This window comes from Niastella sp. sgz303648 (assembly GCF_059587045.1).
In genome coordinates this window covers 461993-476665 of the sequence record NZ_JCAPSW010000006.1, presented here as the reverse complement: position 1 = coordinate 476665, position 14673 = coordinate 461993, and the positions used below count along the sequence as shown (strand labels likewise).

Here is a 14673-nt window from a genome sequence, read left to right as displayed (position 1 = left end):
TTCATATAAATACATCCTAAAGATTCAATACCATGAAAATGAGCTATTTATTAATTATGATGATAATGTTGTCAGCGATTTGCAGCAGTTGTTACCGAAAAGTGGTGATCGTAAAAACACCTCCGGCTCACCGATTGCCACCGGGACAGGCAAAAAAGTTAACAGGCTCTCAATCGGCCAGAGCGTATGCACCGGGACAGCAAAAGAAAAAAGGATAGCATATAGATTGTTTACATTGAAAAGGTTGCTGAAAAGCGATCTTCTTTTTTATGGGATGCCACGGATCCTTTACCGCTGGTTGCGGAACTCAGGACACAGATGAACCCGGATATTTTTATAATCTTCTGGTAAGCGCCACCCCAACATTCGTAGAATTGTTAAAACCGGGGGTGCTATAAATATTAAAGGTGGTTTTGCGGGGCCGGTTATTATTAATAATGAAGGTTACAGCATTGATACCCAAAGTGGCAGCACCTATGCCAATGTTATAATAAGAAAGCCTGTTGTTGCTTTTGTAGATATTTTTAACCCAGGGCGTTCCAGTAATATATTCCGTGTCGTCTTTTTTAATATTTGTTAAACCAAGAACAATGTCTGCCGCTCCGCCTGCCATACCAACCAGCGAAGCAACTTTTACATTATTTGTATGATGCGTTATGGTAATCACATCAATACATATATTAAAGCCATTTAACAAACCAGAACCCCAGGCATAGGTGCTTTTTAAAGGAACTTCGTGATCGGTTTGGGCATGGGTAACCAAACCAGTGGCAATCAGGATAAAGGTTAACATTTTTTTCATAAAGGTTAATGTTTCCACTACTGACAGTGTGGTGTATCCTATTGCTGCACAAATGAATTGTTAATGCCCCAACCCTAAAATCCTTACCGGGAGAGAAACTTAAGGTGAGGTTGTTTTACGGGCAGCATACTCCGAAGGCAGAACGCCAAACTCTTTGCGAAATGTGCGGGCGAAATATTTCGGATTGTTAAACCCAACTTCGTAAGCAATTTCTGACACCGTTTGCTGGCTTTTTTCCAATAGCTGGGCAGCCCTTTTTAAGCGGATGGTTTTTATAAAATCAAGCGGTGATTTGCCTGTTAACGCCAGCAACTTTTTATACAAGGCTACGCGGCTCATGTGCAGCGCACGACTCAGGTCTTCGACCGAAAAATCGGGATCAGATATGTTTTTTTCTACTGCTTCGAGCGACTGGCGAATGAATTGCTCATCAACCGAAGTAATGCTGATCTCGGTAGGATTTACCTCTACCTGTTTTTGAAACAATTTTCGCATGGCTTCCTGCTGGGCCAGCAGGTTCTTAATGCGCGATTGCAACATTTCGAAGCTGAAAGGTTTGGTAACATAGTCGTTGGCCCCTACCTGAAAAGCTTCGAGCTTTGGCTCGGCTGCTGAGCGGGCAGTTAATAATATTACAGGAATATGCGATGTTTGCTTATCGTGCTTGATCCGGCGACATAATTCCATACCATCCATAACCGGCATCATTACATCGCTTACTACCAGATCGGGGTTATGTAAATGCGTTTTCTCAAGACCTTCAGCGCCATTAACCGCTTCATATACGATATAATTCCGGCGCAGGTTATCTTTCAGGTAAAACCGTATATCTTCATTATCATCAACAATTAGTATAACCGGTTTTCTGCGCGTTGTTTTATCGCTTTTAGCTTCTTCCTCCTGCAGGTTTTCTTCAATAACAGCCACCGGTTCATCTACAGCAACAGTAATTGTTTCTGTAGCGGGCAAAAGCACAGTAAAACAGGTTCCTTTACCCGGTTCGCTTTCTACCGAAATAGTGCCCTGATGCAACCGCACAAACTCTTTTGATATGGCCAGGCCAATACCACTGCCCTGGTTCAATATGCTGCCGGGTACATCGTGCTGAAAAAAGCGTTCGAATATTTTATCGTGCTCTTCGACCGGAATACCAATACCGCTGTCTTTTACTTTTATAGCAACATATTTGGAAACAACACCACCAACACGCTGCTGCTGCAGATCGAGTATAACCTGTATGTTGCCATGTTCGGATGTAAACTTAAATGCGTTGGAAAGCAGGTTAAATAAAATGCGTTCGAGCTTATCGGGATCGAATGAAATTTGCAATGATGCTATTTCGGAGGTAAAAGAAAAATGAATGTTTTTGTTTCCTGCCATATCAGAAAACGAATGACTGATTTCCTTTACAAAAGAAACGATATCGCCTACACTCGGGTACAGGCGCAGCTCCTGCATTTCGAGCTTTCTGAAATCGAGCAGTTGGTTTACCAGCGCCAGTAACCGGCGTGCGTTGCGGTAAATTAACTGAAACTGCTTTTTCTGCTCCGGTTCATGCGAATGTTTAAGCATTTTTTCAACCGGCGCCATAATTAACGATAATGGTGTTCTGAACTCATGACTTACGTTGGTAAAAAATTTCAGTTTTAATAAATCAAGCTCATGAACGCGTTCGGCCTCTTTCTTTTGCTGCGCCAGCTGAAAACGCATATGCGCCCGCTGAATGGTTATGCGGCGTGCTATAATTAAAATAGCCACTGCCAGTAATGCATAAATGATAAATGCAGGTATGGTTTTCCAAAAGGGAGGTAATATAGTAATCTGCAAAGCCGCGCCCTGTTCGTTCCAAACGCCATCGCCGTTACTGGCCTTTACCCTGAATATATATGTACCGGGGTCAAGGTTGGTGTAGGTTACTTTGCGCTGGGTGCCGTCGGTAGTAAGCCAGTCGTTATTAAATCCTTCGAGCTTATAGACGTATTGATTTTTTTCGGGATTTGAATAATTGAGCGCAGCAAATTCCAGCGAAAAAATGTTTTCATAATACTTCAGGGTAATTTCCTTTGCATCTGCAATAGTAGTATTTAACAGAACGCGCTTATTGATCACCTCACCGGGTTTAGGATTTTTATCAAACACACGCAGATCGGTCAATACCACATCAGGCACAACTGTATTATGTGCAATCATTTGGGGGTTGATGATGTTAAAACCATTGGCGCCGCCAAATATCAGTTCACCGCGTTTTGTTTTCAGGGCTGCATTTTCGTTAAACTCACGCCCCTGCAAACCATCGCGCTCATCATAATTCCTGAATTGTAAACGCAGGCCGTTACCGGCATCAGTTTGAACAAACGCTCTTGAAATGCCATTGGCCGTTCCGAACCAAAGCGTGCCGGCATCATCTTCCATAAGCGTTAGTACATTATTATCCGACAGGCCGTTTGTTTGATTAAAATGCACAAAAGAACCGGTAGCCTTGTCAAAAAGATTTAATCCGTCGCGCGTGGTGGCCCACATGCGGCCATGGCTGTCTTTAAGCAGGGCGGTTACACTATTGTTGCTGAGGCTACGCACATCTTTTGAATCATGAATAAAATACCTGAAACTGCCGGTTCTTTTATCCATTATAGTTATACCCGATTCGGTACCAATCCATAGATTACCCTCTGCATCTTCGGTTAATGCAGCGATATAGTTTGAACTCAGCCCTTGCGGCCCCTGGCGGTAATGATAAAAAGTTTTTTTCTGCCGGTCGAACAAATTCAACCCGCCGCTAAGAGTACCTACCCAAAGCCGCTGTTGCGCATCTTCATAAATTTCCCAGATGTTGTTGTCTGAAAGACTGGTAGTATCTGAAGGGTTATTTTTATAATGAATAAAGTTCTTTCCGTCGTAACAATCCAGCCCGCCGTAATAGGAACCTATCCATAATTTTTTTTCGTGGTCGATCCATAAACTCACAATTACATCATTGCAGATGCTGTTGGTATTGGCAGCGTTATGGCGGAACGTACGGAACAATTGTGCCGACCGGTCGTAATAAATTAGCCCGCCTCCATTGGTGCCTACCCACAGGTTGCCTTTATCATCTTCCACAAAACGGTTCACATCATCATACGGCAAACTGTGCACATCGGAAAGCACATGATGGTATACCGGAAATTTGATAATGCTTTCGTGATAATAATTAATTCCTTTTTTATAAGTACCGAGCCATATGATGCCGGTATTATCGCGGTAAATGGCAGTGATGCTGTTCAAACTAAGGCTTTTCGGGTCTTCGGCTTTGTTTTGAATATAGGATATGGCGCCGGTTTGTTTATTCAGCAGGTTAACGCCGCCATGGTCGGTGCATATCCAGATGATACCATGGTTATCCTGTTGCACGCCGGTTACGAGGTTGGTATTTAACCTGCCGATTGCTGCATCACGATGAAAATGCAGCATGGTATTACGGGTGGTATTATAACAAAATATACCCTGGGGAAAAGCATCGGAATAAATCCACAAATCGTTATCGGCGTCGGCAAACAAGCGATACCTGAGCGACCCGCCTGTATTGAACAAATTTGCTTTTCGAAAAATAAGAGTAGCCGATGCCGTATGATAGCCTTCTAAAAAACCATCCATATACATCACCCACAGATTGCCTTTGCTATCGGTAGTCATATCGGCAATATCGGGGGTAGGAGTTTTACCTTGTTCACGGGTAAACCGGTGAACTGTATGCGTAGATGGATCATACAAACTGAGTCCGTTCCCTGTTTGTGCAAACCAGAAATGCTGCTGTTTATCTTTAACAATGCGGGTAACAGGTGCAGCCGGTAATGATAATTGCCGGCAATATGCCATTACGTTTGAATTTGCCTTTTCTACAACCGGGTCGAATACACACAGGCCGCTACGGGTATCGATCCAGAATTTATTATCGGGCCCTTCCTGTATTTTAATGATCACGTCGTCGATCAGCGAGGTAGAATCGTTTTCCCTATGGCGATAAACTTTGAATGTATACCCATCATAACGGTTAAACCCCGATGCAGTACCAAACCACATAAATCCTTTGGCATCTTTTATAATAGAAGTAACCTGGTTATGCGATAGTCCATTGGAAACATCAAGACGTGAAAACGAGTATTGAACCGGTTGTGAGTAAACAGGAAGAACATATACCAACAAAGCAATCGTTGCAAATAACAAGCGGCTTTTCATCGTAAATCGTGAACGTCAATCGCAACCTTTTCCCCTAATAAGCCGGAGCCGGAATTGTTGACCGTTTATATTCCTTTTTTCTTAATAATCAATTGTATGTATGACACTAAGCAAGCATTTTATGATGCTTGCGGGGAGTAAATTTAAGCAAAACTCCGGCGAAGGAATTTGATTTGGATCAGTGATTTAAAATAAATTGCGGCTGTACAAAGTTCGGCCTTCTTTCGAAACCAAACGGAGTTGCACAAACCTATTAATCGATTGAAAGTAAATCAATTAAAAGCCCATTTTGTAACACCGGCACCTAAGGTCAACCGCGCACCTGCCCGTTCCCTTTCAGCAACCATTTTTCGGTAACCAGTTTCTCCAACGCAAAGGGGCCGCGGGCATGCAATTTTTGGGTTGAAATGCCTATTTCGGCGCCCAGCCCCATTTCTTCACCATCGGTAAACCGTGTACTGGCATTGGTGTACACGGTAGCGGCATCTACTTCCTGCAAAAACCGCTCACAATATTTTTTATTGTTCGATACAATGGCTTCGGAGTGTTTGGTTGAATGTTGCTGAATATGCTCCAATGCTTCGTCGATGTTTTTCACCACTTTTACCGCACATTTCAGGCTTAAAAATTCACGGTCAAAATCTTCAGGCGCTGCCTTTTGCAAATGCGGATAGCCCTTTAATAATTTATAAGCTTTGGCATCGGCAAAAATTTCAACCTGATGTTCATTGAACAAAGGCTGCAATTGTTTTAAAAATGCCGGCGCGGCGGGTTCATCAACCAGTATGGTATCAACCGCATTGCACACCGAAGGACGTTGTACCTTGGCGTTCACCACAATATTTACCGCTTTTTTTATAGTGGCATCTTTTTCAACATAAATATGGCATACACCCGCCCCGGTTTCAATAACCGGTACGAGGCTGTTCTTTCTTACAAATTGTATCAGCGAATCGGACCCGCGCGGGATCAATACATCAACATACTTCGTGGCAGTGAATAATTCCTGAACGGTTTCGCGTTCGGCAGGAAGCAGCGTTACACAATCGGGATTGATGTCATTCGCCTTCAGTACTTTTTTAATGATTTTGATAGCAGCCTGGTTGGTATTATCGGCTTCGCTGCTGCCTTTCAATAAACAACCATTCTGGCTGCGCAAACAAAGCGCCGCAATATCAAAAGTTACGTTGGGCCTTGATTCGTAAATTGCCCCTACCACGCCCAGCGGCACAGTAATTTTCTGTAACTGCAAACCATTATACAGCGTGCGCTTTTCGATCGTTTTATTTGAGGGATTGGGCAGCCGGCTAATTTTGCGAATACTGTTGGCAATGCCTTTGATGCGCTGTTCATTCAATATCAGCCGGTCGATGCGCGGGTTACCGGCATCCTGTTTTTCAACATCCTTTTGATTTTCTTTCAGCAACTGTTTGCTGCTTTTTTCCAGCTCATCGGCCAGTTGCAGTAAAGCCGATTTCAGTTGCTTATCAGTTGCCCGCCGCAGATGCACAGCGGCTTTCCAGGTTTTTATAATTAACGGTTCAATTGTATTCATTCAGGCCTTTTTAAAAAATTACAATATCATCGGCATGTGCCGCCAGCACATTTTTTTGCGAAATGCCATCGCGGATAGCAGCTATATCGAGCTTCACTTTGGCAACGCCGATTATGTTTTCGTCTTCATCTTTTATTTGCACCACTTCGCCGGCTGCAAATTTACCCTGTACATTGGTTACGCCAACTGTTAACAAACTTCGGCGCTGACGCAATGCCTTAACAGCTCCTTTGTCGACCGAAATAGTGCCCAGTGTAATAGAACCGCTGGCCAGCCATTTTTGCCGGGCTTTTAAATTAGAAGCCTGCGGCACAAAGGTAGTTCCGTTTTTGCCGCCAAGTGCGTCGGTAAAAGGCGCATTTCCTTTCAGTCCGCAAATGATTACTTTAATGCCCAGTGATGAAGCCAGCCGGGTAAAGGTGAGCTTCGACGTCATGCCGCCCAGGCCCAGACTGCTTTTCGTAGTTTGCACATAGCCCATTACTTTATTGTCGACTTTATCTACAATGGGAATGATGTTCTTTTCATTATCCATAAACCCGCCCACCGAGGTGCAAATGATCAGGGTTTCGGCATCAAAGCCAATGGCTATTAAAGTGGCGAGCTCGTCGTTGTCAGAAAACTTTAACTCAACATTACTCACGAGGTCGTTTTCGTTTACAATGGGCAAAATGCCGTTTTGCCAAAAAGCTTCGAACGTTTCTTTTAACTGAACAAACTGAAAACGGTTCGAGAAGTGATGCCGTTCGCACAATGCCTGCGCTACCGGAATATCGTATTTTGAAAAATGCTTTTGGTATAACTGAATGAGCATGGGATTGCCCACTGCCGCCGCGGCCTTGCGTTCGGTAATACTGCCTTTATAATTCTGAATGTATACTTTACCGGCTCCCACTGCGCCGCTCGAAACCAAAACCACCTGGTACTGCGAAAAAAGATCAGCAATTTCAGCCGCTACTTTTTTTATAATAGAATGACTGATAACACCTTCGTCGTTGGTAATGACCGCTGTTCCAAGCTTAATAACTAAAACCGGCTTTTGCATGGCGCAAATTTAAGTCGGAAAAGTCGGAAAGTCGGATGTCGGAGGTCAGAAGTCAGAAATCCGAAGTCAGATGTCGGATGTCCGAAGATTGTAATTGGATGAGGTGCAAATAAGCAAAGGGGAAAACACGGAAGTCGGAAGAATGAAATTGGATGGGGGTATGAATCAGTTAAGAGGGATGAATTAGCGGGTCCTATCCGACTTCATACTTCGGACCTCAGACCTCAGATTTCAGACTTCAGCATCGGGCAAATAATTCTACATCATTCCTTCAAAATATAATGAAACCCAGCTGGTTACAGGGGGGCATGCACTTTTTGTATATACCGGTAAAAAGGGCTTATGAAAAAGTATTATGGATTTATATTGCTGTTGCTGACACTGTTTTATGCAAGCTGCTCGGCTATAGAAACCATTTTTAAAGCCGGTATGTGGTGGGGGATTTTTTTGGTGGTAGTAATAATCGGTTTGCTATTTTTCATTATTAGTAAGTTGTTCGGAAGAAGATAAACGAAGTCGGAGGTCGGAGGTCCGATGACTGTAACTGAATGGGGTGCGAATCAATTCAGAGGGATAAACTATCGGGTTCAATCCGACTTCAGGCATCAGACATCAGACTTCGTTTTTTCTGACTTCAGACCTCTGACTTCAGACTTCGGTTCAATCTGACTTCTGACCTCAGGCATCAGACTTCAGACTTCAGACTTCGTTTTTTCCGACTTCAGACCTCAGACTTCAGACTTCGGTTCAATCTGACTTCTGACATCTGACTTCAGACTTCAGTTTCTGAACTCCTGAGAAATCATTAACCCATACTTGCCACCATCAACTATACCGATTCCAAGCCGGCCAAATTCGGGGCGAAGAATATTGGCGCGATGACCGGGTGAATGCATTAAGCCATTATGGGCGATATCGAGTGTGGGGGCCAGCGCCAGATTTTCGCCGGCATTTGTAAAATCAACACCAACATCGCGCATCCTGTCGAAAGGCCCCTTGCCATCGAGCGATACGTGCGAAAAATAACCGCGCTGAAACATATCAACCGAATGTATGCGGCCAACTTTGGTCAATTCAGGATCGGGTTTCAAAATATTCAAACCGGCTTTTATTCTTTCAGAATTTACCAGTCGTAACATGTTTGTTTCGAGGTCGGGCCGGGCAGGCGGCGCCATTACCTTAAACGGAAGGATCACCGTTTCGTTTGAACCCGGTTTTACGGTCAGCCGGTTCATGGTTCTTTCTACCTCGGTAAATACAGGTGATATTTTTGTTTCGAGCCACTCGGCGGGTATCGACAGGCGTCCTACAAACCGGCTTTCGCGCGTTTTATTCGATAAATTGTTACTGATGGGCAACGCCAGCAGTAAAGCAGCGCCGATAACGGCATGAATAACCCCATTAATAAAACCAGGTAAAGTACCTAACAATTTATTGGCTCCTTTATAATGTGCATCGGTAGGAATGTCGGTAAGTATCCGGTTTGTAAAAGCATTTGTTAATACACGCATTATCACATAGGTAACTATAAATGCAAAAGGCAAGGCCCATGCCCCCAGCGATGGAATGTATTTGTTAACAAAAGCAGTCAGGTAGGGATATAAAAAGAAAGTGGCGGCGATAGTTATAATCAATCCCAGCAGGTATAATAGCTCCAGAATAAATCCTTTCCTCCAGCCATCCCAAACTCCAAACAAAACGACACCTATTAACAAAAGATCAACCCAATTCATAATCCCGGTATTTCCCATTAAAACAAAAAAACCATGCTATGATTACGCATTGTACTTTTCGCGTTGTTTTAGTATCATTAACAGGAAGGGAAATAGTATTGTTGCTAATTTTCTACAATTTTGATGGGTTATGTCCTGCCAATGACGGGATGAAACGGGAAACGTGAAGCGGTTCTACCCATAGCGTGCCAAAACAACTATGAAATTAGCAGGAATACTGATGAAATGAGTAGGAAAATACTCAGCTACGCAACTGTTAATAACATATTTTAAAATAAAAAAGCCCGGATAGACATCCAGGCCTGTTAAAAATCCAATATCCTATGAAAAACCGATATACTAACGGTGTTCGTGCTTCGTAAATTGTTGAATTGAAAAAAATATTTTTTTGCAGGTACTTTTTAAAGGCTTCCAAACTGACAATGTGTTGATTATACCCCTTTAAACAAATTTTTAAAAAGTTATTCACCTTGCCGGAAATCCTATTTGAACATCCTGCCTAACCGATTTATTTCAGGATACCCGAATCGATAACACGTCCTACATATTTTTTATCCTGAATGATAAATGTAACCTCGTAATGACCAATAGCTTCACTATTCACCATATAAATATATATCTTATGCTTATCAGCCGACAAAAACACCCCGTTGTGTGTACGAATTGTACCTGATCCGTCAACATAGGTAAATTCAGGATGAAACAAATCAGCAAAAGCGGTTGGTGGTACCTGAACGGTATCTTTATTAACAATAACCATAACCGAAGCGATGGTTGTTGTGGGAATGGTACCATAATCGCCATAGTAGGGTTTACCATCAATTTTTACGAGGTACTTCTTATCGTAATAATAAAACAACTTGTGTTTCGAAGCTTCGAAGGTGCCGCTGGTAACCACTATTTTAATATCATTTCCTTCAAAAGTAATTGAACGCAGATTGTAATCGGTTGCAGGTATTCTTTGAAGCGGGTTTTTACCAATACGCTCATCAATACCGCCAATTGTAAAAGTTGCGAGGTCGTCGCGAATTTCACCTTTCGGAAATTTTGCAAAGCTTTCTCTTTTATTTCGCAGATCCGGCAGGGCTTCATCCTGCGCAACGCTACAAACGCTCAGGCCAAGCAACCACAGACATAAAAAAAATCGCATAGAATTGTATTGTTGGTTGGTAGAATAATACGGACAGAGCGAAAATAACGACAAATTACGAGGTGAGCCAAATAAAGTAATGTTAACAAGACTGCAGTTACCTGTCGCCGGTTTACCAGTTTCCTGGCGCCGGTTACAAGTTACAGGTTGCAGGGTACAAGTTGCTGATAGCAGGTTGCCAGTTACCAGTTGCCGGTTACCGGGAAACAGGTAACCGGCAACTAAAACCTTATTACTTGCGACTTACGACTTATTACTTCTTTACCGCTTCGAGTTTATCGGGAAAAGCCGAAGAGCCCTGCAGGTTATTTATTTCAAGACTGTCGATACCATGGCTTTCAACGGCATGCGCAAAATACGCAGGCCGGTTACTGCCCCATTGCACCGAACAATTACGAATTTTTATACCCTGCGCCTGATCAAAATAAAAAGCCGAAGTGCTGCCTCTCACAAACCCTTCAACATTCGCGGGACGCCGGTCGTACACACCCCCATCAATAGGGGTGGTTTTATTGATCCGTACATCAACTTCATCAAAAACAATATTCGATATTTTATCAGCCGATTCGGCGCTTACATAAATACCATTTTCACTAAGGCATTTAATATTGCTGAAAGTAATATTATACACCGCCCCTACCCTGCCTTCGGTGGCGCCTTTGGGAAAACGCCAGTTGGCATCTTTGTGATTGATCTTTGCACGGCGGTAAGCGGTAACATAAATGGGCTCGGCCTTACCCCACCACACATCGGAAAACAAATGACCTTCGATGATCATATTCGAAAAAATAACATCATGCACTACTCCTTCATCACGGTTTTGAATACCCACGCCGCGGTTGCTGTTCTTAACGATACAGTTATTAAAAACCACCTGCCTGATGGTATCCATATTTTCTGAGCCAATTTTAATGGCGCAGCTTCGCGAAGTCATGGTGCAATTGCTTACCGTAATGTTTTCGCAGCGGCCAAACTCTTCATATTCGCGCCGGTTCTTTAAACAAATGCAATCGTCGCCGCTTTCGATATAACAATCGCTGATGCGTACATTTTTGCTGTGATCAACATCGATGCCATCGCTGTTGCGCACTTTCAGGTTATTCAATAACGTAATACCCGATATCACCACATCATTACAACCGGCCAGGTGAATCGTCCAGTAAGCCGAATTACCGATATGAACGTCTTTAATACGAATATTTTTACCGCCAACGATCGTCAGCACATGCGGACGCGGATCAAGTACATTAAAGGGTTTTAATTCATACGAATCGTCGAGTTCGTTACCCATGAATGAAATGCCATTGCCGTCGATTGATCCCTGACCGCTGATCATCACATTCTGAATATTTTCACCACCGATCCAAATGGTGCCTTCACCAGGGTTCTGGCGGAAGGCACTATTCTTATATACTTTTTCATCGGGATTCGCCAGCAATCTTGCACCGGCCTCCAGATGAAAATCGATGTTCGATTTTAAATTAAACGGACTTGCTATATAGGTACGACCGGCAGGTAATACCACCTGGCCGCCACCTGCTTTTGAACAGGCATCAATGGCTGTTTGAATGGCCGGGGCATCGTTGGTTTTTCCATCGCCTTTGGCGCCGTAGGTCGTTACATTATATATACGTTGGGCAGCGCATTGTAAAGTAATTACAAGCACAACAAAACCAACAAATATTTTCTTTATCATCCTTTTCATTTTTTTAATTGAAAAATAGTTGTCAACTGCAACTACGTTGATTGATCCGATCTCCGGTATGCACCCACTTACAATCCCGATGGCCGGCTTTTGCTATCCGCGCCCCAGGCCGAAGGTTGCTGTTGTAAATAAATATCAAGTCTGCCGCCTTTCATGATATCGGCATAACCCACAAAATTTTTATTATACGATTTGCCGTTCAGCATCACTTGTTTAATGTACGAGGCCCCGGGTGCTGATGTATGACAAACTATCTGCAGCTTTTTATTACCGGGCAGCTGCAATTGCACCTTATCAAATAAAGGCGTGCACAGCATATGTTGGCCCGATACCGGATCAACAGGATACAATCCGATAGCCGCAAACACATACCAGGCGCTCATTTGACCTGCATCGTCGTTGCCGCTTAAACCACCGGGACCATCGCTGTACTCTTCCTGTAAAATATTGCGAACAATTTGTTGCGTTTTCCAGGGCGAGGCGGTATAGTTGTACATAAAAGGTATCTGGTGGCCCGGCTCATTACCATGCCAGTATTCGTTTTTGGCAAACAAACTATCTAAGGCATTTTCCAACGATTTATCGCCACCCATCAAACGGGCCAGGCCCGGTACATCCTGCGGAACATAAAATGTGTATTGGCGTGGAGTGCCTTCCGTTATATATGGCTCGCGCCGGTCGGGTGCAAATGGTTCATACCAGCGTTTATCGGTATACCGTCCGCGCACCATATTTACGGTTGTATCGAATACATTCCGGTAATTGAGCGCCCGTTTGCGCAATGCTATGTAATCGGTTGTTTTATTCAATGCTTTGGCTACTACCGATAGCGCATAATCGTCGTAGGCATATTCGAGGGTGCGGCTAACCTGTTCTTTTTTATGAAAGGCTTCGGGCACACTATCTTCCATAGGAATAAAGCCATATTGCAGGTAAGATGGCAGCGCTCTTCGGCCCATACCATTTTTATAGTCTTCGGCACTGGCATTTTCAAATGCATTCTGACGCATTAAACGGTAAGCTGCCGCCACATCATAATTCCTGATGCCTTTTGCAAAGGCCGAAGCAATGAAAGCCGTTACATGATCGCCTACCATGGCTGCCGTATAACTGTTCCAGCAGGGGAAAATAGGCAACCATCCACCCTGCTCGCCTTTTAATATCATCGACGATGCAAAATGATTCACCCTTACCGGTTGCAATATTTCGAGCAAAGGCAACTGGGCCCGGTAAATATCCCACATCGAAAAATCGTCGTAATACTCGCCGTTCGATAATTTTTTAAGCGCTCCTCCCGCAAAGGCAGGATAGGTTCCGCTTACATCACTATACAACCGCGGGTGCTGCAATGCATGATACATAGCTGTATAAAAAATCCGCTTATCCTTTTCATTATTGCTTTGCACCTGTATTTGCGAAAGCGCCAGCTGCCAGGTTTTATCGGCCAGGGCGCGTACCGCTTCGAACGACTGTTGTGCAATTTCGTGCTGCAGGTTATTTTTGGCGGCCTCCACACTTGTAAATGAGGTACCAATGCGAATACGCAGCTTTTCGCCTTTATGCATTGCAAAGCACGCAAAGGCGCCGCTATTCATTTGCTTATGTATACTGTCGGTTGACAAAAACGATGGATACTCAAACGTACCTGTTTTTACCGGTATTCTTTCAAACTGTATAAAAAAGTAACCGTTGAAGCCGGCAGCATTGCCCCAGCCCTGGTAAATGCGATGCACCGGGTTATATCCCCACACCTGACCGCGCTTTGCATCGATATGAATAACCCCTTCGCCCCTGTCGCTGTTAGATGTTATCAGCAGGTATAAACTATCGGCATCCTGCACACTAAACTGCATTATACCGCAGCGGGCAGTAGCAGTTATTTCGGCAGTACAGTTATAGGCAGGTAAATGAACTTTGTAATAAGCAGGAGTAGTTATTTCGGAGGCATGGGAAAATGCGGTGGCATAATTCTGTGTTTTCAATTTGCCGGTGATGGGCATAACGGTAAAGCTTCCATAATCCTGCATACACGATCCGCTGATCCAGTGCGTACCTCTGAAACCGCTGATCAAAGTATCTCTAAAAAAATAAGGCGGAAAACATTTGGTTTCTGTGGTCCTTGTTTGGGGGGTCCATTGCGTCATACCAAAAGGAAGGCCCACGGCCGGAATGGTATTGGCAATTTTTTCGGAGCCCACTTCGCTGTGCTTTTGCGCAGCAGTGGTTGTTGACGGCGCTGTGCCCGAAAGCGGCTGCACATATTTCAGCAGGTCCTGCGCAGGCAGCAGGTTAACTGTAACTAAAAAACAACAAAGTAACAGCACGCTGTTCATCGTTTGTTTTTTTATGTACCACACTTTTGTAGTACTATGTAACTTTTGTTGCGTCGCACACTTCATCGGTTGGTAATTCTAATGGGTCAATTAAAGTTGGCTTTCGACCCGCCGACAGGCGGGTTGACTTCGCTC

General features: G+C 43.8%; 10 protein-coding genes. 2 read left to right on the top strand and 8 right to left on the bottom strand.

The features are described 5' to 3' along the window. Window positions 1-38: 38 nt before the first annotated feature. Complete coding sequence (locus AC59IL_RS20025; RefSeq protein WP_496553967.1) at window positions 39-218, top strand: hypothetical protein; 180 nt, start codon at window positions 39-41, stop codon at window positions 216-218. Between the two features lie 116 nt (window positions 219-334). On the opposite strand, the gene AC59IL_RS20020 is transcribed toward AC59IL_RS20025, so the two are convergent. From AC59IL_RS20020 to proB, 4 genes are all read right to left on the bottom strand, one after another. Beyond that, on the bottom strand, window positions 335-802 hold the full coding sequence (locus tag AC59IL_RS20020) for a hypothetical protein (protein WP_496553966.1): 468 nt from the start codon (window positions 800-802) through the stop codon (window positions 335-337). Window positions 803-901: 99 nt separating this feature from the next. Further along, on the bottom strand, window positions 902-5017 hold the full coding sequence (locus AC59IL_RS20015; protein ID WP_496553965.1) for a hybrid sensor histidine kinase/response regulator transcription factor: 4116 nt from the start codon (window positions 5015-5017) through the stop codon (window positions 902-904). A 310-nt stretch (window positions 5018-5327) separates the two neighbouring features. Beyond that, window positions 5328-6572, bottom strand: a complete 1245-nt coding sequence (locus tag AC59IL_RS20010; RefSeq protein ID WP_496553964.1) for a glutamate-5-semialdehyde dehydrogenase — start codon at window positions 6570-6572, stop codon at window positions 5328-5330. Between the two features lie 10 nt (window positions 6573-6582). Then, complete coding sequence (proB, locus tag AC59IL_RS20005; RefSeq protein WP_496553963.1) at window positions 6583-7617, bottom strand: glutamate 5-kinase; 1035 nt, start codon at window positions 7615-7617, stop codon at window positions 6583-6585. Window positions 7618-7959: 342 nt separating this feature from the next. Between proB and AC59IL_RS20000 the strand changes: the two genes are divergently transcribed. Beyond that, complete coding sequence (locus AC59IL_RS20000; RefSeq protein ID WP_496553962.1) at window positions 7960-8127, top strand: hypothetical protein; 168 nt, start codon at window positions 7960-7962, stop codon at window positions 8125-8127. A gap of 269 nt (window positions 8128-8396) precedes the next feature. Here AC59IL_RS20000 and AC59IL_RS19995 read toward each other — a convergent pair whose 3' ends face one another. The 4 genes from AC59IL_RS19995 to AC59IL_RS19980 form a co-directional block, all read right to left on the bottom strand. Then, on the bottom strand, window positions 8397-9350 hold the full coding sequence (locus AC59IL_RS19995) for a CvpA family protein (RefSeq protein WP_496553961.1): 954 nt from the start codon (window positions 9348-9350) through the stop codon (window positions 8397-8399). A 508-nt stretch (window positions 9351-9858) separates the two neighbouring features. Further along, window positions 9859-10500: a hypothetical protein gene (locus AC59IL_RS19990; RefSeq protein WP_496553960.1), complete on the bottom strand. Its 642-nt coding sequence runs from the start codon at window positions 10498-10500 to the stop codon at window positions 9859-9861. A gap of 253 nt (window positions 10501-10753) precedes the next feature. Next, entirely contained in the window at window positions 10754-12196 is a 1443-nt protein-coding gene (locus AC59IL_RS19985) for a glycoside hydrolase family 28 protein (RefSeq protein WP_496553959.1), read from the bottom strand. A 77-nt stretch (window positions 12197-12273) separates the two neighbouring features. Beyond that, on the bottom strand, window positions 12274-14538 hold the full coding sequence (locus AC59IL_RS19980) for a GH92 family glycosyl hydrolase (protein WP_496553958.1): 2265 nt from the start codon (window positions 14536-14538) through the stop codon (window positions 12274-12276). Between the last annotated feature and the right edge of the window lie 135 nt (window positions 14539-14673).

What these genes read in the sequence shown, in the direction of transcription:
- AC59IL_RS20020 (WP_496553966.1), bottom strand. Translation starts at nt 802, where the DNA reads ATGAAAAAAATGTTAACCTTTATCCTGATTGCCACTGGTTTGGTTACC.
- AC59IL_RS19985 (WP_496553959.1), bottom strand. Translation starts at nt 12,196, where the DNA reads ATGATAAAGAAAATATTTGTTGGTTTTGTTGTGCTTGTAATTACTTTA.
- AC59IL_RS20010 (WP_496553964.1), bottom strand. Translation starts at nt 6,572, where the DNA reads ATGAATACAATTGAACCGTTAATTATAAAAACCTGGAAAGCCGCTGTG.
- AC59IL_RS20015 (WP_496553965.1), bottom strand. Translation starts at nt 5,017, where the DNA reads ATGAAAAGCCGCTTGTTATTTGCAACGATTGCTTTGTTGGTATATGTT.
- proB (WP_496553963.1), bottom strand. Translation starts at nt 7,617, where the DNA reads ATGCAAAAGCCGGTTTTAGTTATTAAGCTTGGAACAGCGGTCATTACC.
- AC59IL_RS19990 (WP_496553960.1), bottom strand. Translation starts at nt 10,500, where the DNA reads ATGCGATTTTTTTTATGTCTGTGGTTGCTTGGCCTGAGCGTTTGTAGC.
- AC59IL_RS20000 (WP_496553962.1), top strand. Translation starts at nt 7,960, where the DNA reads ATGAAAAAGTATTATGGATTTATATTGCTGTTGCTGACACTGTTTTAT.
- AC59IL_RS20025 (WP_496553967.1), top strand. Translation starts at nt 39, where the DNA reads ATGAGCTATTTATTAATTATGATGATAATGTTGTCAGCGATTTGCAGC.
- AC59IL_RS19995 (WP_496553961.1), bottom strand. Translation starts at nt 9,350, where the DNA reads ATGAATTGGGTTGATCTTTTGTTAATAGGTGTCGTTTTGTTTGGAGTT.
- AC59IL_RS19980 (WP_496553958.1), bottom strand. Translation starts at nt 14,538, where the DNA reads ATGAACAGCGTGCTGTTACTTTGTTGTTTTTTAGTTACAGTTAACCTG.